This is a genomic window from Lentilactobacillus otakiensis DSM 19908 = JCM 15040 (genome assembly GCF_001434145.1).
Classification (GTDB): domain Bacteria; phylum Bacillota; class Bacilli; order Lactobacillales; family Lactobacillaceae; genus Lentilactobacillus; species Lentilactobacillus otakiensis.
On the sequence record NZ_AZED01000013.1, the window covers coordinates 1 to 20,161 of the forward strand.

Annotated in this window: 15 protein-coding genes; 2 read left to right on the plus strand and 13 right to left on the minus strand. The window is 41.1% G+C overall.

The window, feature by feature from the left end; all coding sequences use genetic code 11:
* Positions 1-268 precede the first annotated feature (268 nt).
* The 7 genes from FD05_RS05920 to FD05_RS05950 form a co-directional block, all read right to left on the minus strand.
* Positions 269-2,332, minus strand: a complete 2,064-nt coding sequence (locus tag FD05_RS05920; RefSeq protein ID WP_020281196.1) for an LTA synthase family protein — start codon at positions 2,330-2,332, stop codon at positions 269-271.
* A 31-nt stretch (positions 2,333-2,363) separates the two neighbouring features.
* Positions 2,364-3,395 (minus strand): lysylphosphatidylglycerol synthase transmembrane domain-containing protein, encoded by a 1,032-nt coding sequence (locus tag FD05_RS05925; protein ID WP_039932854.1) that lies wholly within the window; start codon positions 3,393-3,395, stop codon positions 2,364-2,366.
* A gap of 2 nt (positions 3,396-3,397) precedes the next feature.
* Entirely contained in the window at positions 3,398-4,420 is a 1,023-nt protein-coding gene (locus FD05_RS05930) for a glycosyltransferase family 4 protein (RefSeq protein ID WP_020281194.1), read from the minus strand.
* Between the two features lie 22 nt (positions 4,421-4,442).
* A complete protein-coding gene (locus FD05_RS05935; protein ID WP_191980523.1) occupies positions 4,443-5,627 on the minus strand; it encodes a glycosyltransferase family 4 protein in 1,185 nt (394 codons plus the stop codon).
* Between the two features lie 197 nt (positions 5,628-5,824).
* On the minus strand, positions 5,825-7,549 hold the full coding sequence (gene ptsP / locus FD05_RS05940) for a phosphoenolpyruvate--protein phosphotransferase (protein ID WP_020281192.1): 1,725 nt from the start codon (positions 7,547-7,549) through the stop codon (positions 5,825-5,827).
* A 4-nt stretch (positions 7,550-7,553) separates the two neighbouring features.
* Complete coding sequence (locus FD05_RS05945; RefSeq protein WP_020281191.1) at positions 7,554-7,820, minus strand: phosphocarrier protein HPr; 267 nt, start codon at positions 7,818-7,820, stop codon at positions 7,554-7,556.
* A 134-nt stretch (positions 7,821-7,954) separates the two neighbouring features.
* Positions 7,955-8,164, minus strand: a complete 210-nt coding sequence (locus FD05_RS05950) for a hypothetical protein (protein ID WP_020281190.1) — start codon at positions 8,162-8,164, stop codon at positions 7,955-7,957.
* Positions 8,165-8,313: 149 nt separating this feature from the next.
* Between FD05_RS05950 and FD05_RS05955 the strand changes: the two genes are divergently transcribed.
* Positions 8,314-10,575: an ATP-dependent Clp protease ATP-binding subunit gene (locus tag FD05_RS05955; RefSeq protein WP_039932852.1), complete on the plus strand. Its 2,262-nt coding sequence runs from the start codon at positions 8,314-8,316 to the stop codon at positions 10,573-10,575.
* 286 nt (positions 10,576-10,861) lie between these two features.
* Positions 10,862-11,995: a MucBP domain-containing protein gene (locus tag FD05_RS05960; protein WP_020281188.1), complete on the plus strand. Its 1,134-nt coding sequence runs from the start codon at positions 10,862-10,864 to the stop codon at positions 11,993-11,995.
* A gap of 93 nt (positions 11,996-12,088) precedes the next feature.
* On the opposite strand, the gene FD05_RS05965 is transcribed toward FD05_RS05960, so the two are convergent.
* From FD05_RS05965 to FD05_RS05990, 6 genes are all read right to left on the minus strand, one after another.
* Positions 12,089-13,519 (minus strand): C69 family dipeptidase, encoded by a 1,431-nt coding sequence (locus FD05_RS05965; RefSeq protein WP_020281187.1) that lies wholly within the window; start codon positions 13,517-13,519, stop codon positions 12,089-12,091.
* A gap of 21 nt (positions 13,520-13,540) precedes the next feature.
* Entirely contained in the window at positions 13,541-15,124 is a 1,584-nt protein-coding gene (locus FD05_RS05970; protein ID WP_020281186.1) for a peptide chain release factor 3, read from the minus strand.
* Positions 15,125-15,306: 182 nt separating this feature from the next.
* Complete coding sequence (locus FD05_RS05975; RefSeq protein ID WP_020281185.1) at positions 15,307-17,331, minus strand: CDP-glycerol glycerophosphotransferase family protein; 2,025 nt, start codon at positions 17,329-17,331, stop codon at positions 15,307-15,309.
* Between the two features lie 12 nt (positions 17,332-17,343).
* On the minus strand, positions 17,344-18,201 hold the full coding sequence (locus FD05_RS05980) for a hypothetical protein (RefSeq protein ID WP_020281184.1): 858 nt from the start codon (positions 18,199-18,201) through the stop codon (positions 17,344-17,346).
* Between the two features lie 270 nt (positions 18,202-18,471).
* The gene (gene tagD / locus FD05_RS05985; protein ID WP_020281183.1) at positions 18,472-18,882 is read right to left on the minus strand and encodes a glycerol-3-phosphate cytidylyltransferase; all 411 of its coding nucleotides are present in this window, start codon (positions 18,880-18,882) and stop codon (positions 18,472-18,474) included.
* A 113-nt stretch (positions 18,883-18,995) separates the two neighbouring features.
* Complete coding sequence (locus tag FD05_RS05990) at positions 18,996-20,105, minus strand: AI-2E family transporter (RefSeq protein WP_020281182.1); 1,110 nt, start codon at positions 20,103-20,105, stop codon at positions 18,996-18,998.
* Between the last annotated feature and the right edge of the window lie 56 nt (positions 20,106-20,161).

Below are 20,161 nucleotides of genomic sequence, written 5' to 3' on the forward strand. Positions count from 1 at the left end.
TCGTTGTTGGAAGAGATGAATCATCTCTCGCGACAACTATTTAAATATACCACGCTGATCTTTTCATGTCAACAAACAATTTCAATCGATTTGATTGGCGTCACTCGTTAACAACAAAAACAGCATCTATAAATATATCTAAAATTCATCGATCAGTCAATACCTAATTGCAAATTAATCTCGATTTGATTATTTTAAGTATCACCAAAAATCATTTAGCCAAAACAAAAAGGCAAGACACTATCGTCTTGCCTGATCATTCTAAACTTTATTTTAACTCTGGTGCATCTGTCTTATATAGATTCATCGTTGACTTGCCATCGTTCTTTGCTTCGATACTCGTTGGTGCTTCCTTCTGTGCCTTCTTCAAATTATCCAAGGCTTTGGTGTACTGATAAGTGAAGTCTTTGCGATTGACCTTCTTAAATCCTTTTGGTGTATAGAATCTAAGCAGATCTCCCCAAATGACACGATCAGATAAGGATAATTCAGTTGTAACATGGTTTTGAATGCTTGCCAACTGACGTTTCTGTTTAGCATTCGGCTTGATTTCTTTTCCAGTCTTAGTCAAATAAACATCGCTACCAACCTTGGTGTATTCCGGTGTGACAAAATCGCCATCACGGAAGGCAACTCGTTGATCATGCTGTTTCGAAAGCAAGTCTGTACCAAATTGAATGGTGTTATTATTCTTGTCGCCCAACAAATGCAAAATCGTTGGTAAAACGTCAATTTCACCACCATAGGAATGATCGATTCCACCTTTGAGTCCAGGAGCGTGGATCATAAAGGGTACCTTCTGAAATTGAGCCAAATCATAATTGTTAACGGACTTTTTGTGTAAGAGTTGGGCAATTGCGGGTCGATGGTTGTTTGAGATCCCATAATGGTCACCATACACAACAATCATACTGTCCTTCATCAAACCGGTCTTCTTTAAGTAATTCATAAACTCGGCAAACGCCTGGTCAAGATAATGGGCTGTCTGAACATATGGATCAACTGTCTCATCCCCTGTCTTGGTAGCAGGGAAATCCGTATTCTGTTTATCCAACAGGTATGGATAATGGTTCGTCAAAGTAATCAGCTTTGCATAAAACGGCTGAGGCAATTGTTGAATATAATTGGCAGCATCGCGGAAGAAGATCTTATCTTTCAATCCATAGCCAACACTGTACGACGGTTTAGTCTTATAGTACTGAGAGCTGAAGAAATAATCATAGCCCCAAGACTTGTAGGTGCTGTCTCGGTTCCAAAAGCTTGGAACATCCCCGTGAAAGGCCGCAGTAGTATAGCCGCGTTGATCTAAAATGGCAGGTGCCGCCTGGTACGTATTCTGAGCACCATAGGTAACCATCGCAGATCCCTGTGGCAGACCATACAAGGAATTCTCCAACATCATTTCAGCATCGGAAGTTTTACCTTGTGCCACTTGATGATAGAAATTATCAAATCCAATGGTATTTTTGTTATGGAAAAATGCATTCAAGTGTGGTGTAACTTCTCGGCCATCAACTTTATAGTCAATTAAGAACTGCTGGAAACTTTCCAAATGAATAATAAAGACATTTTTACCCTTGGCCTTACCAAAATAAACCGGGTTGGCTTTTGCCCGACTGTGATTCAAATATTTCAAAATACTATCCATATCACTGGCTTTGGCTTTTGAACGAGTTGCAGATTCTTTCTGCGTTTGATAAGCGTTGAACGCCGCATATTCATTAAGCCCGAGATATTTAACAATGTAGTTGTTATCGAAAGTTCTGGTCAGCAAACCAGAGCGATCCGTACTTGCGAGGCCATATTCACCGCCCATTAGCAGAAAAGAAACGAAGGTAATGAGGAGCGCCCAACGCTTTTTAAACGGTTCTGCATCAATTCGAATCACATGAAACGCCAGCAAAATAACTAAAATGATGATATCTAGGAAAATAAAAAAGTCACTGAAATGAATGATTTCAGCCAAACTCTTCCCCAAATTGTTTTGAACATTGCCACTTCCCTTAATGATTCCCAAGGACAGGAAGTCAGAGAATTCACGATAATAGGCGATGTTGGCAAAAATCCAAACCGTCTCCAAGGTATCAATAATCATCATCAGCCAATACGACAAACGGCCACTAAAATAAAGGGCAATCCCCAAAGTTAACAGAGCTGCCGGGATCGGATTGACTGCGAGCAGAAACTCCTGCATGCCACCTTTAACACCCAAACTAAATTTGGTCTGATATGCAATATAAGTCTTAATACAAAATAAAAGGACCACCAGTAAAAAGAAGCCAATCCTCGTGTTTAAAAGATTTGAAAAACGATATTTCTTATCCGTTAACATTCCTGTTCCTCCAAATATTTCTTATAATCAGCTATTTTACCCGATTATCAGAATCATCAACTTTATCTGGTTTGACTAATAAAGCCCCGGCTCCAGCGGCCATTCCAAAGTAATACGTTAAAATTCGCCAAATAATCATTGCTAATACCAGCTTGCTGTTACTCGACATAAAGCTGTGGAAAAGTGACTCGAAACTGAATTCAGCACCACCGGAACCACCTGGTATCGGAAACAATGAAATGATCATGACGATCATAATATGCAAGCTTGTCACCATAATCACGTTAACGCCCGTGTAACCAAGCGACAACATGATAAAGTATGGAATTAAGTAATAAAAAAGCAGTTGGAAAAAGGTTAAAACAATGATTTTCAATAACAGTTTGGGTTGGCGGCCAATGCGAACACTTTCTTCGAACAAATTATCGATTTTTGAATACATCGTTTCCCGCATTGCGTAAAACTTTTCGTCTTTTATAAACCATTTTACAGGATGAAAAAGCAATGTGGCCAATTTTTTTGTGAACGACGGCCAATACATGATGAGTAAAAGGCCAACAATAACAAAAAAATGAATTAGAAAGCCAAAAATGACAAACAGTGCCAAAAAATGAAGCTTGCTGGCAACAAAATGAAAGCCAATTAGTAGACTAATGAAAAAGTTGACCACAATCATCCCTTGGTAAACAACGAATTTCATCAGTAAAGCAGAACTGGCGCGTCCACCATCGATTCCCGTCTGCAGCATCACAATCAGTTGACCTGGCTGGCCGCCAGATGAAAATGGTGTGATCCCGTTGAACAACTGCTCAACCAGTGGCACTCGCAAAGCATCCTTAAAAGTAAAGTTCTCAACTCGATTAGACACGAGTACCTTGGTAATCACACCCTCAATTAACAAATAGGCGCAAATACATAAAAAAGCCACCAGGATCCACCACGGGTTCAGCGTGAACAGGTCATGAATCAGCAGACTCAGTTTAACGTCCCTCATTGAGTATGCGATAATCGCAATCCCAATTATCACCATCGTAAAGAGGGTAATTTTATTATTTCGTGACATTATTAACCTTCCTTAGCCTGTTGATTATAAAAATCATACCAAACTTTAGCTAAATGATTTTCAGAATAACGCTCGCTGGCAATAGTGGTCTCCTTTTGAAGGGCTGCCAATTTGTCGGGGCTTAAAAGAAGCTCGTGAAGCTGATCGTTCATTTGATTTTCATCAGTTGCGGGCAGATAGTAGCCGCTGATGATGGATTTGTACAAGTCCAAATCTCGCAGCATGACTGGTGTATTTGTCGAAAATGCCTCGAGGACAGACATTGGAAACAATTCATTATACGACGGCAGTAAAAACAAGTCGGACATGTTGTAGTATTGCACCATTTTGGCCCGATCAATAATGCCTGGAAATGATAGGTTGCTGGGTGGATCCTTCACGATTTTCTCGAGGTCCGCATAACCCTCGGTGATTTTGCCAAATGAAAAGCCACCAGTCCAAATGAACTGAACACTTGGGTTTTGTTTGGCGAGTTTGACGAAATCCAAAACGCCCTTTCGCGTTTGAATCTGACCACTGCCTAGAACCGTAAAACGGTTTGGATCATAGCCGTGCTTAACTCGAAGGGATCGTTTAGTTTGATCATCAACGTCATAAAACTCATCTTTGCTGACAAAATTAGGAATGTACGTAATTCTCTCTTTGGGAATCCCATAACGTTCCAACTTAGGGATAAATGACGGGTTGACCACAACGATGTGGTCCATTCGTTTATAAAACGCAATCACGTACTTATAGAAAATGGTCTTGAATGGTTGGGGAATTTTGATGCTGCCTTCTAAGGTTTCCGGGATAAAATGCACATAGCCGATTTTACGACCACGTTTTTTCGAAAAAGTCGAAAAATAAAAACTGGGATTAATTGTATGATAGTGGCTAATATCCGCAGAGGCGTAGCTATTAATTTTGATATCAAAGTCATTTGGAAAGTGGTCTTTAAGCATTCGGACAAGCTCTACATAAGCACTGCCAACCCCCTGCCCTTTGACCTTATCTGCGGTTGAGAACATATTAATCTTTAACATACAAACTCCTTATGGAAAAATTCTAATCTATGTTAGTTGTTGCATCGTCTTGTAATTCTTGTGCAACGGCAACTGAATGGTAAAAATCAATGACGCGTTTACCAAATGTTTCAGCGGAAATAGCCGTCAACTTCGTCTTTAAAATCTGTTGGGCCTTTGGCGTCTTGGTATCAACCTCATGCTTCAAGTAATGAGTCACAATTCCAACAAATTCGTCATCTTGTTTAAATGTTTGACCAAGAGTTTCAGCATTTAGCAAGCCATTGGTATAGTCACTTGCAGCGACAACTACCGGCAATCCAGCTGCCATGGCTTCAATATAGGTCAGGCCTTGAGACTCGGATTTTGATGTTGATACAAAAACATCACATGCTCGGTAAAATGCGTTGACATGATCATTTTCAACTTCGCCAGTAAAGATAACGTGATCATCAAGCTGCAATGCATGGGTTTGACTCATCAAATCATCTTTGGCAGGGCCGTCACCAACAATCATTAACACGGCGTTAGGTACCCGCTGCAAAATCTTTGGCAAATAATCGATTACTTCAGAAATATTCTTCTCATATGCGAGTCGACTAATTGAAAGCATCAATGGCGTATCCTTTGAAATGTGATATTCCGCGCGAATATCGGTTTTGATTTCTTCAGCATACATATCCACATCAATTCCAGTTGGGATAATCCGGATTTCACTTTTAACACCATAATCGGTTAATTTGTCCAACACTCGATCACTAGGTGCAATCACGCCGGACAAGTGGTAACAAAACGCCAAGGTGCCTTCTTTGACATGAACAGGCTTGAGCAATTTACCATTGGCGACATAATGCAGATAATCTTCATACATCGTATGGTAAGTGTGGACAACTGGAATGTTCAAATTTTTGGCAACAAATTTGCCAATCATTCCCATAGAGAACTCGGTTTGTGTATGAACAATATCCAAGTTGAGTTCTTTAGCTATTTCATAGGCTTGGAACAACCCACGAACCGCGATTCGCCGGTCAGTAAACGAAATAAATGGAATACTCGAGAACCGGAAAATATTTTGCTCATATGTGTCCTTATCAACATGGGGATCAGTCGTTGTAAAAATATAGACCTGATTTCCCTGTCGCTCCAATTCATTCTTAAGTGTCTTAATCGAGGTTGCAACACCGCTTACCTGCGGAAAATATGTATCGGTAAAAATTCCAATATTCACGGCTGACACCCCTTTCTGATAAAAATCGGTATTGATACGTTGAATCACGTCGTTACCTTGCGTAAACACACGGATTCACAATCATTGTAATTATATTTGTTTAGTTCTGGTATTGCAAACCATCCAAACAAAAAGGACAAGCCGACAACAGACGGTTTGACGCCCTTGACAGCTTGTTCTTTAAGTTATTTATAAATCTATTGGATTTCATTAGTTGCCTGGCGAATGAACGCGGTGACTTCTTCACTTGTACTGGCCATGGTAACTGCCTTATTGGCAAGGGTGACCATTTCTCTGGAATCCAGGCGCTTAATCAGTGCCCGAGACTTCAAAATCGAGGACGCACTCATGGAGAATTCATTGAGGCCCATGCCAACCAGAACTGGAATAGCCGTCTGATCACCAGCCATCTCCCCACACATGTAGGCAGGGAGATTGTTATCGTGACAGGCATCGATAATGTTTTTAATTAATCGTAACACGGCTGGATTGTATGGTTGATATAAATATGAAACCATCCGATTACCGCGATCAGCTGCCATGACATACTGGATCAAATCATTGGTCCCGATACTCATGAAGTCAACTTCATTGGCAAATTGATCAGCCAACAAAGCAGTCGCTGGTACCTCAACCATAATTCCAATTCTAATAGGCTTTACTCGAACCTTGTCCCGAATCAATTTAATCCGTTCCTGGTTCAAAATGTTTTTGGCCTTTTTGAGCTCATTAATCGTTGTCACCATCGGGAACATGACGGATAGGTTTCCAAATGCTGAAGCCCGCAAAAGTGCCCGCAATTGTGTCCGGAAAATATCCAACTTATCCAGACTCATCCGGATTGCCCGATAGCCTAAGAAGGGGTTGGCTTCTTTAGGCACATCTAAGTAAGGCAAATCTTTGTCCCCACCAATATCGGCGGTTCGAATGATCACCGGTTTATCCCCCATCTTCTGGAGAACGGTCTTATAAGCATTAAATTGTTCGTCTTCGGTTGGTAAATGGTTGGAATCCATGTATAAAAACTCAGTTCGAAATAAGCCGATTCCCTCGGCACCATTTTCAACCGCACCATCAAGATCGTCTAAAGTTCCAATATTGGCGGCAATAATTGGATGCTTCCCATCGGAAGAACTCGTCTCCCGATACTTAAAATCAGCCAGTTGAGTTTTTCGTTGTCGATAATCAACTTGTTTTTGAGCATATTCATCTTTTTGCGCATCGGATGGATTCACAATGATATTGCCGGTCGATCCGTCAACAATCACCGTATCGCCATTTTTAATTTCAGCAAGGTTGCCTTTAAAACCAACCACTGCCGGAATCTCCAAAGAACGGGACATAATCGCTGAATGAGAAGTTCGGCCACCCATATCTGAGACAATCCCTTTTACATAAGTTGGCACAAATTGAGCGGTATCGCTTGGCGTTAAGTCATGGGCGATAATAATCACCTGATGATGAATCAGAGCTGGATCAACTAACGGCACACCCAAGAGGTGACTTAACACACGTTTAGTCACATCATGAATATCGCTTGAACGCTGCCTAATGTATTCGTTATCTGTCATCGAATTGAAGATTTTAATATAACCATCAGTCACTTTGTTCAAAGCGTATTCGGCATTTACCTTCTCCTTTTCAATCGTGGATTTAACCCGCTTGAGCAGTTCAGGATCGGATAAAATTGCCACATGAGCTTTAAAGACCTCAGCTTCACTGCTGCCGAGGTCTTCAAGTGTTCGTTGTTGAATTGTTAAAAGCTCATCTTTTGAGACATCAATTGCGGCATAAAGCCGCTTAATTTCATCAGAGGCATTAGTAATGCTCCGCTTCTTAAAGCTTAAATCAGGTTCAGTTAACCGAAATGCAGATGCAATGGCAATTCCATCACTTGCGGCAATCCCCTTAAACTCTTTCATGAAATTATTCAGTCAGTCCTTCTGCTTTCATTGTTTCAGTAATTGCATCAATTGCTTCTTTTTCGTCATCACCGTCTGCGGTAATGGTAACAGCGGCACTTTGGCCAACACCAAGTGACATAACACCCATGATTGACTTCAAGTTAACCGACTTTTCTTGGTATTCAAGTGTAATGTCTGAATTGAACTTGCTGGCAGTTTGTACCAATAAAGTTGCTGGACGTGCATGAATTCCTGTTTCTGCAATGATATTAAATTGACGTTTTTCCATTATTAATCAATCTCCTCTGATAAGATTATAAATTTTGAAGATGATGCTCAAAATTTAAATTTATTCTTTACTTAATTAAGAATAGCAATATATAAGGGAAAATACAAGTTTAAACTTAACCGCTTACAGGGTTTTTAAGACTTTTTTTCTTTGTTGTCACTTTCATACACATAAGTAATCACACCACCCTCGGTTGCGGAACCAATCACCCGTTTTCGATGGTCAAAGTTCATGTAAGCCGTCTGGAATTGCATGAACGATTCCGGCTTGACTTCAATCTTGTCAATCTCACCAGATTCCAATTTTGCTAACAATTGGCTGTAGTCTTGCTTTTCGTCTGCCAAAACACTTCATCTCCTTTCATCTCAATTGAAGTTCAATTACTTGATTACAAATAATCATGTTGTATAATTATTTCAAAGGTCAAAGTTGGTCAGTGATTATCAGATCCCCCTTGTCCTTTTATTTCTATATTAAAGGAGGAAAGCAATTAATGCTATGTCAAAATTGCCATAAGAACCCAGCAACAATTCACCTATACACTAACGTGAATGGGCAAAAGCAAACTATTAACCTTTGCCAAAATTGCTATCAACTCCTATCCAATAAACAACGTAATACAGGAGGTGCTCAAGATATGGCTCAAGATCCATTTGGTTTTGGTGGATTAGATGACATTTTCCGTGCCATGCAAGGCGGAAATGTTGACCCAACTAACGGTCAACAAGTGCCACCAACCCAACCGATGGGACCCAACAATGGTGGACCCAACCGACCGCGAACAGGCGGCCAGGGTGGAAATTCACTGCTTGGTCAATACGGTATCAACCTGACTCAGCTTGCTAAAGACGGTAAGGTTGACCCAGTTATTGGTCGTGATAATGAAATTCAACGTGTCATTGAAATCCTTAATCGCCGGACAAAGAATAACCCCGTTTTGATTGGGGAAGCCGGTGTTGGTAAAACTGCCGTGGTCGAAGGACTTGCGCAAGAAATTGTTTCCGGCAACGTTCCTTCAAAACTTCAAAATAAACAGATTATCCGTTTGGATGTCGTTTCGCTGGTTCAAGGAACCGGTATCCGTGGACAATTTGAACAAAGAATGCAGCAGTTAATTAAGGAAGTTCAAGACAACCCAGACATCATCCTGTTCATTGATGAAATTCATGAAATTGTTGGTGCTGGTAACGCTGAAGGCGGTATGGATGCCGGAAACGTTTTAAAGCCAGCTTTGGCTCGAGGCGAATTCCAGTTAATCGGTGCCACGACTTTAAAGGAATACCGTGATATTGAAAAGGATTCAGCATTGGCTCGTCGTTTACAACCAGTTACGGTTGATGAACCAAGTCCAGAAGAATCCATCAAGATTTTGAAGGGTATTCAAAAACGTTATGAAGATTACCACCACGTTAAGTACACTGATGATGCGATTGAAGCAGCTGTTAAGTTGTCCGACCGTTACATTCAGGATCGATTCTTGCCGGACAAGGCGATCGATTTACTTGATGAGGCTGGTTCACGTAAGAACCTGACCATCAATGCTGTTGATCCTCACACAGTTGATGAAAAGATTCAAAGTGCTGAAAAGCAAAAGCAGGCTGCTTTGAAGAGTGAAGACTACGAGAAGGCCGCCTACTACCGTGATCAAGTAACCAAACTTGAAAATGCCAAGAATAACGATAATGTCGATTCTGCAGACACACCAAAAGTGACTGCTCAAGACATGGAAAAAATTGTTGAAGAGAAGACTGAAATTCCAGTTGGTGAACTTCAAACCAAGGAACAACAACAGCTTCGTAATCTAGCCCCTAACCTTGAAAAACACGTTATCGGTCAAAATGAAGCTGTTGAAAAAGTTGCTCGGGCAATCCGTCGTAACCGGGTTGGTTTCAATGGAACCGGCCGTCCAATTGGTTCGTTCCTGTTTGTCGGCCCGACCGGTGTTGGTAAAACTGAAATGGCTAAGCAGCTCGCTTATGAACTGTTTGGCTCAAAGGATTCCATGATCCGGTTTGACATGTCTGAGTACATGGAGCCGCATTCAGTGGCTAAGCTGATCGGTTCACCTCCTGGCTATGTTGGGTACGAAGAAGCTGGTCAGTTAACTGAACAAGTTCGTCGTCACCCATACTCATTGATCTTACTCGATGAAGTTGAAAAGGCCCATCCTGATGTTCTTCATATGTTCCTGCAGATTCTTGACGATGGTCGTTTAACCGACAGTCAAGGACGAACAGTTTCATTTAAGGATACCATCATTATCATGACCAGTAACGCCGGCCAGGGTAATGCGGAAGCCAACGTTGGTTTTGGTGCTGCAGCCAGTGGAAAGACTCATTCAATTATTGATAAGTTGACCGACTACTTCAAGCCTGAACTGTTGAACCGTTTCGATGACATTGTCGAGTTCCACTCATTGTCAAAGGACAATTTGATGAAGATTGTTTCTTTGATGATTAACGATGTCAACGGCATGCTCAAACAACAGGGTTTGCAGATCAACGTGACTGACAAAGCGAAAGCCAAATTAGTCGACTTGGGCTACAATCCAGCTATGGGTGCCCGTCCACTTCGAAGAGTCATTCAAGAGCAAATCGAAGATAAAGTTGCCGACTACTATTTGGATCACGAAAATGCTGCAACCTTAACAGCTGACGTGGACACTAAAGGTAACATTGTCATCAAGAGTCAAGCCAAAGCTGAAGCAAAGACTTCAACCAAAGCAAAACCCGATACCAAGAATTCAGATAAATAAGCATTTACTAAAGGCTGGGACAAAAGTACAAACTTTTATCTCAGCTTTTTTTAGTGGTTTCATTATTACGTAGTCAACACGTGCTCAAATCGGCTGATCCCGGCCATTTAAGGGAATAAACCAATCATTCCAGAACCGGGAATAATTGGTTTATTCCCTTAAATTCTGGGATCAAAACGCCTTTTCCCACTCTCTTATTTTACATAAATAATTCTTAAATTTACTTGAGCCAATGGTGATTATGCTATAATTTTTATTAGAAGATTTATGAAGGAGTTTCAAAACGATGAAGTTCGTGGATTGGCTTAAACAAAAATTAAATACGTTTGTGTCGCCGCAATCTCACGGTCAGTTGAATCGTCGTGGTTGTCGACATGATTACCATCAACGTAAACGTTGGCAAGGTCGAAATTCTGAGCCAGTCGAAGATGTGGATGATGGCAAGGTTGATATCCAATCAGAATCGGTTGCATCCGATAGCGAATCCGACGATCTGCTTCAGCAGCAAAAACCGGCTCCAGTTGAAGTTGAACCAATTCCAAAAATTCAATCACGGGTCACCTTCTTCTATCTTGATGAAGACGACAACCCGATTAAAGAACCTGATATTTTAATTGGCAACAGTGGTGAACGTTTTTCAATTCAGCTGCCCAGCTTCGATCGGTACTATTTGAGTGCCATTGAAGATTTTTCAACTTATTTTGAGGATGACGATCAGGAAGTCACCTTGAGATACGCCTTAAAGGACGGCTTACCGGTTCTAGTCTACTTTCTAGACATTGACACCGGTAAAGTCCTCCATCACGTCAGAATCCTCTCTGACAAGCTTGGTAAGCCCTATGACGTCCACGCGGAGGATATCCCGGATTACCGGGTCATTAATAACACAGGGCAGACATACGGCTACTTTGACGATCGGACACATGGTATCATCTTTTACTATCGTCGAATTAATTGGCAGACGGTTCAGCCGGTTGAATATTATGTCCGCTTAAAATCAGATCACGACGTATTTGATGAACCAAGTGGCAAGGTGCTGAAAACCGGCTTGCCAGCTAATGTCATTGCTAAAATTTTTGCGCGCATTGATACGACCGACAATCAAAGTTGGTTAAATATTGGCGGCTTTGAATGGATTCAAAATGATCATCTTGAGCCCAGCGACCCGCCAACCAACCACTTGATTCCGCCGATCACTAAAACTTCCAGAAATCCAGTGATGCTGTTTGGAACGATTAACTTCGTTGCCGGACAGCAAATCGACGTCTTTGATGAACCATATGGAACCACGATTGGTGCGTTGGAAGACGGCAGTCGGGTTTCAATTAAAGCGCGGATTGTGGATGATCAGGGATTGATTTGGTACGAATTGGCAGATCAATCAATTATCTTTAGTGAATATGTTCGAATAGATGAATAATGTAAAAAGCGGTTGAAATCAGAGCTTTTCTCTGACTTCAATCGCTTTTTTGTATTTTTGACTATCTTTCTGTAAATCAAGCTCAAACTTAGCCTACAGATTTTTATCCATATTAAATGTCAACTTCGACAAAGTCAATCCCTTTTCAATCAATTGATGATTGAAGTGCTCCGTTGCAATCCGCATCATTTTAACAACTTCATGATTTTGTTCGGTCAAGTAACTGGTAAGTTCTTCACCTTTGAGTACTTTACCCTCGTCAAACGTGTTTTGCACGTGACGGCGTAACTTTTCTTTAACGTCGGTCAAGAAGTCGACATCATCTTGAATAAATTCAGAATAATGGGATTCCACTAACATTGATAGCTTGCGATACATCCAGTAAGCACTCACATCATCACAATGAACTGGTGTGTTGGCGTAAGTGGCGTCCGTATCCGTCGCATTAGCAAAGAATGGGACATATGGTGAAAATGCTGGCACACCAAAGCATAACCACATAATCGCATTACTGTTATTGGCAATGTCATTGCGAATCTGTAGAACATGCGAGTTCTGGGTCCGGTTCATTGAAATCGGCCGGAATAGTGTTTTTGTGTCTTCATGGCCCCTACTAAATGGGTCATATGGCGTCTCATTGTAGTGTGAACTCAAAATGTACTCAACATCTTCAACGCTGATTTTATGATCGGTGTGACAAATAAATGGCAGGTTGGAAGAAGTTGGTGACTGTTCAATTTCTGGGTTGAGATATTTTTGACCAAACCAAACCCGAGGTGTGTTGTAATGACGATCCTTCTCGTTGTCAGTGCCAAAAATGTGACGGAAGTTAAAGCCTTCCTGATCAGTATTCAAGTGAAATTTTTCGACAAATTCTTGAATACCTTCTGAATACATAAAGTTATCGGGATCATTAAAGTCAACTTGTTGGATGGCAACTTGGTTGGCAGCAATTGCATAGGCATCATCCGGAATCCGTTGGGCAACCCAGTGATGACCAGTGACAATTTCCATGTACCAAACTTCATTGTTGTCACTGAACAAGACACCATTGCCTTCAGGCGAACCATACTGTTTGATCAACTTGCCAAGATATTGAACACCATCTCGTGCAGAGTCAATGTATGGCAATACCATGGATTGCAAAGAGTCTTCTGCTAAGCCGTCTTTTACCAATGGATCAAATGCCAATGCCCGTTCATTGCCATAGACACTTTCTGTGGCACTCATGGCAACATTCTTTTCGTTAAAGCCACTTTCGGCGTAGACACCCTCTTTGTCGACTTCCACATTTGGCGTCAACGAATAACGATAGGCTTTTTTAGGGAATGGTGCTTTAAACCCGTTTTGGTTTGAAGCCCACTCACCAGTTTGGTGATCGTTAGCCGGCTCAACATAGAATCGTTGCGGCGTTAATGGCAAGAATGTGTCGTCATTTCTGGCGATCATCGTTGAGCCGTCGATTGAAGCCTTTTTACCTACAAGAACTGTTGTACATGCTGACAAATGTTTGGAAACCATCATATCTCTTCTTTCAAAGTTAAATTATAGTTTGGCGGTTAATGTAACATCGGGATACTTGTCCTTGAACCAACGCAAGGCAAATTCATTTTCAAATAAGAATAATGGATTGCCGGCGCGATCCTTGACCAACAGATTTCGTGATGAGGACATCTTTTCGTCCAATTGATCAGGATCAATCCAACGGGCAATTTTATGGCCCATTGGTTCCATGTTCACTTCAGAATTATATTCATTCTGCATTCTGAATTGGAAAACTTCAAATTGCAGCTGACCAACCGCACCCAAAATGTAGTCGTTGGTGGTGTATGACTGGTACAGCTGAACGGCTCCTTCTTGAACCAGTTGGTCAATCCCCTTATGAAATGACTTTTGCTTCATCACATTCTTGGCAGAAACTCGAACAAATAATTCAGGCGTAAATTGTGGCAGCTTTTCAAATTCGACTTTCTTCTTACCGGTGTAAATGGTATCACCAATCTGAAAATTACCAGTGTCATATAAACCAATAATATCCCCGGCAACCGCAGTTTGAACGTTTTCCCGGGTATTGGCCATGAATTCGGTCACGTTTGAAAGTCGTAACTTCTTCTGGGTCCGATACAGGTTCACATCCATCCCCTTCTCAAACTCACCAGAACAAACTCGCACAAAAGCGATTCGGTCACGGTGATTGGGGTTCATATTTGCCTGAATCTTGAAAACAAAGCCAGAGAAGGTATCGTCATCAGGCTTGATCACGGTCCCTTCTTCAGTCTTATGGGCGCTTGGTGCTGGTGCATATTTTAAATAAGCATCAAAGAAGGTCTTCACACCAAAGTTAACCAGTGCTGAACCAAAGAATACAGGTGTCATATCACCAGTGGCAATTTTGCCTTCATCAAATTGATTGCCGGCCATATCCAAAAGTTCGATGGCATCCTTAGCATCTTCAAACTGGTCGTCTTCAGCCAATTTGTCGTTGTTAATTGGGTCATTATTGTCATCCAAATCAACAATTTCAGACGGCTTGTTATTTTTATCATGATTATAAAGTTCAACGTTATGATTGTAACGATCGAAGATACCTGTCAAAGTCTTACCCATGCCAATCGGCCAATTCATTGGGTAAGCTTCAATTCCCAAGACATTTTCTAACTCGTCGATCAGGTCCATTGGTTCACGGCCATCCCGGTCAAGTTTGTTCATAAATGTAAAAATCGGGATTCCCCGCATCTTACAAATTTGGAATAGTTTCTTAGTCTGTGGTTCAATTCCTTTGGCAGAATCGATGACCATGACAGCAGAATCCACGGCCATCAAAGTCCGATAGGTATCTTCGGAGAAATCCTCATGTCCTGGAGTATCCAAGATATTAATCCGTTTGCCAGCGTAATCAAACTGCATGACTGAACTGGTAACGGAAATGCCACGTTTTTGTTCAATTTCCATCCAGTCGGATTTGGCAAAGTTACCGGTCTTTCTGGCCTTAACTGTTCCGGCTGAACGAACAACGCCCCCAAATAAAAGCAACTGCTCAGTGATGGTCGTTTTACCAGCATCAGGGTGAGAGATAATCGCAAATGTGCGGCGGGTGCTGTCTTCCTTTTCTAGTTGTTGGGTATTCATATTTACTTCCTTTCAGGCGAGTCAATAACTAATTAATTTTAACACGTTTTCGGCAACTCTCCTAGAAGCCTCCCTTAGTTTGATAAAAAAGAGATTGTGACAAAGTAAATTTCTTTGCCCAATCTCTCATTTTGAATCAGCCATTTACAGACTTAAATGCCTCTTTCATACTATTTGCAACTTTACATGCCACTCTCAATTTGGTGCATGACATAGTTAACAACTTTCAATGAACTCAAACCATCATTAATTGCACAGAAACGATTGTAGAAGTTCATGAATTTTTCGTTGGCTGACATGTCGGGATGGGCCAGCGCGTGGTTAATTTCTTCGAGTAACTGCTTGGAATTTTCGGCAATTTTACCAGGCAAATCCTTTTCGTAATTGAGGTAGAAGCCCCGCAATTCTTCCTTGTACAAATGATAATCGTAAGGATAGAACAAAATTGGTCGCTTCAAGTAAGCATAGTCAAAGAATACCGATGAGTAATCGGTAATCAACAGATCTGATACCAAGTACAAATCACTAATGTTTGGATAATTCGAGTAATCGTAGACGAAGTCAGAATAATCAGAAATATCCAATGCATTGGAAATCAAGTAGTGCATCCGCAAAATCAACACGGTGTCGTCCCCAAACGATTTTCTGAAATCATCAAGATCAAATGGTAATTCGAAAGTATACTTTCCCTTCTCGGCAAATTGGTTATCACGGTATGTTGGTGCATACATGACAACCTTCTTGTCCAACGGAATTCCCAATTGTTCCTTAATGGCGTCAATATCTTCAGGTTTGGTATTAATTAATTCATCGTTTCGAGGATACCCAATCTTCAAGATCTGGTTATTAAACCCAAATGCAGAACGAAAGATCTGGGTCGAATAATCGTTAGGTGAAACCAAGGCATCCCAACGGTTAGCTTCTCGAACAAAGTTCTTATGGTACTTCGCCGTTGTGGTTCCAGGCATTGAAACGTTTTCGATGTCCAAACCAAGTTTCTTCAAAGGGGTCCCATGCCAAGTCTGAATATATGTGACATAGTTGGGTTTCTTAACCCAAGTTGGGAAACGGGCATTACTGATCCAGAATTGAGACTTTTCCAAAACTCGGACCCATTTGTTTGTTCGGCGAATGACATATGGAATTTGATTTTCTTTACAAAACTTCTTCTGAACCCGGTCAATTGACCAAATCATATTGATTCCAGGATACAAAGTCTTGAAAACTTTATAAATGGCGTAAGGGCTATCACTGACTTGACGGCCGCCAAAACTTTCAAAGATAATCGTGGTATTTTCGTAAGGTGAATGACCAGACTTGAACAAGAAGCGCATCCGAACCAAATTCAACTTATCTTGAATCATCCGAATAACGTCAACCATAGTTGAGGCTTTGCCACCAGCTGCTCCAACCTTTTCAAACAATGAAGCACCAGGAAATTCCTTCACTAAAATCCCGTTATCAAAACGCTTTTCCAACGTGATTTCACGGTTACCCGCTAACCGAATATCGGTTGATTGGCCAGCAAGTGACTTGGAAATAATCAGTCGCTGTTTGATCTGTTTGCCGTTCAATTCATATTCAATGAACAGCTCACCAACCGAGTTCTGTGGAATATCGGTCAAAGGAATCGAAACGGTGAACATCCCCTCGAACAACTTCTTGGTAACCGGATATTCCAATGTCCCGTCAGTTGAGTGATTCTTCAAAATAATCTGTTGGTTCTTAATTAACGTACCGTTGATCTTGTTATAGCCGGTAATTTCCAGGTCAGTGTCAGTCAAGTTGACAGAGTTAATCATGAACTCGTCGTTGGACTGGTGCGTCCGAATATTAAATAACGCCATTCCCTGGGCATCACTGTTAAATTGATAATAACTGGTCAATTCCAATTGATGCCGATCACTTAAGTATTCACTTTCAACCTGAATGACATTTTTATTGGTCAAACTGTTGCTAATCAGAAAAATCTGCCATTCAAACTCAGTTTGGTCTTCTGATTGGAAATGAAAATCCTGGGCATCAATGTTCACCCGGATAATGTTATGAGATAACACCTTGGTGATTGGCTTCATGATTGAAGCTAAACTATTTTTTTCGACAAACAAAACATAAGCCGCATCTAATGACACCGCCATGTCCAGAAGCTCAAATTCAAGAATTTGTTTGCCCTTTTTTTGATGTACGCCTGATAATATCGCTCGCAATGTAATTTCCCCTTAATAATTAAAGATTCGTTTGCCTGGCAAATACTTGGATGCATCGACAATGTTGTCAATGTCAATATAGGTCCGGGCATCTTCAATGTTCATATTTAACAGTACCTGGTGATAGAAGGCGTTAATATCATCATATCGGTGATAGTCACTGTAAGACAATGCTTTGGTAAAAACGGATTTACCTTGGCCTTCGTAGGTTTTGAGTGATTCATCAGCTGACTTGGTATTATCATCTTGGATTTCTGTTAAGTCCTCTGGCGCTGAAATTGTCGCACTCGGTGTGACGTTATAACTGACTTTTTGATTCTTAATATAGTTGGTGAATCTGTAAACCAATTCTCCTTTGGCGTTTAGCAAAAGGCTTTCGTCCAACACATCGTTTTGATATTTTTCAATACCAAACAGCTGATCTTCGCTGTTGTAATTATTCGTTTGAATAATTCGACTGTTCTGATCAAAATACAGAGTATGTAAACGCGTAGAATCAGAGTCAAATAATGTTTCAGCAACAATGTCACCATCGTGGTTAATATATCTGGCAACGGTCAATTTGCCTTCGTGTGAATCAATTTTCTTTAATTGTGTCAGGTCAGGATCCAAGAAATCCGTCTTTTTAAGTTCCACTCCGTCATGATCAGCGTAAATGTCAGCCAAAGAAATCAAGCGGACATCCGGCGTCCCAGCTGGCAAGTCGATCTTAGAAAATTCGCGTTTTGCTTGCCAGATCTCATCAAAATCGGTCATTGCAAACAACACAACCACCTGGTATTTATTGCTAATCAATGACAATAGCTGCCGTCTAAAGGTTGCTTTGCGGATCCCTTGAATTGTCGTTGCCAAAAAAATTGCTCGTCCCATAATATTCCTCCTGAATAAAATAAGGCTGAGACAAAACATGTAGTCTTGTCCCAGCCTCGTTTGAATCTTCTGTGCTACACGTGTGTGCATATTGGTGGTGAGTGGAATGTGGACGCCATATGTACTTTATCCATCGGCGACCTAGTCGAAACGTGATCGGGCAGCCCTGACCCCGACTGCATAAGTCAAAGCTAGCAACAATGAACAAAAAACGTTCATTATTGCTACCTTCGCCTTATGCTCCGGGGTCAACCCGAGCCTACTCACACTCTAAGCTTTCCAATCTGCTTCATCCGTCAAGCCCAAATCTTCCTTGATCTTGGTGGTTGAGATACCTTCCGTTCTTGGGAGGTAGACGACTTCACAATAATCCTTCAAGAAGTCAAACTTGCCCTTCCAATCGTCACCCATGACGAAGACATCAATGTCTCTATCCTGGACGTCGTGAATTTTTTGATCCCAGTTGGTTTCAGGAATCACTTCATCAACGTATTTAATTGCTTCAAGAATATATTTACGATCTTCGTATGACGTGTATGCTTTCTTACCCTTTTCAGCGTTAAACTCATCGGATGACAAACACACTGTCAGGTGGTCGCCAAGTGCCTTGGCCCGCTTCAACAAACGAACGTGGCCCTTGTGCAGCAAATCAAACGTTCCATACGTAATTACTTTTTTCATAGAATCTCCTACTTAATCATTACTCTGAATGTGAACTAAAATAAACACATCTTAAATAGTAGCATAATCACGGTCAACGTCAATATTTATTAAAGATTATTAACGTTTTTGTGTTATTCCAGTTGATAAATATTATACATGTGTACCACAACAACCTTGACCACCGCGTACAGTGGGATAGCGAGAATCATTCCCATTAGACCGGCAATGTTACCAGCTGCCAGTAAGATAATGATGATGGTCAGCGGATGAATTTCCAACGATTTTCCGATCACATTTGGATAAACCAAATTACCATCAATTTGTTGGACAATCAAAACCACGATAATATTATAAACCACCAGCCAGACGCCGCCGCTGGAAAAAGAAACAATCAATGCCGGTGCAATCCCGATGTAAGGTCCAAGATAAGGAATAATATTGCAGACACCGGCGATAACCCCCAGCAGCAAGGCATATGGCGTACCAATGATAACGTAGCCGATCGCGGTAAAAGTCCCAACAAACAAGCACTCGATCATTTGTCCGGAAATGTACTTAGAAATTGTGTGGCTCATTTTGCCAAGCAATTCCATGGTTTGCTCACGATGACGTTCCGGCAAGAAATTCTTGATAGTTGGTGCGAGGCGATAACCATCTTTAAGCATATAAAACAGAACCACTGGAACCGTTACGGCAATAATCACAGCGTTGGCGGCAGCAGAAATAAAACCGCCTAATCCATTGGTGACACTATTAAAAATCGTTTCAGCATACTTGTTGACGTTTGCCGATAATTTATCCGTCAATGAAGTAAAATCAATTTGCTTCAGTAATTGCTGGGAGTTCATATCTTTAAACAATTTGTCAATCATCTTTTGGCCCTGACTGGCAGCATCAGGAATTTGATTAGCCAACGTGACCAACTGATTCAAAATTTTGGGGATGAAAACCGTTGCTGCTAATGCCACCAAACCAAGTAAGAGCAAGAATACCAGCGTTGTTGCCCAAGTTCGGCCAATTCGATGCTTGCCGAATTTAACTTTGGTGATTAAATTGACGATCGGGTTGAGCATATAAAACAAAATACCAGCCAACAAGATCGGAATAAAGACCGTTGAAAAGAAGATGGCAATTGGTGAAAACACAAAGCTGATCTTTGTGCAGATCCAAATAATTGCCACCACAATCAAGATCTCTAATGACCAAAACATGAGTGGTGATTTTTTTAATCGTTCGAGCATTTGTCGGCTCCTTTTTTTAATCAATATCATTTTTTCCTATAAAGGTAATTGTAGCA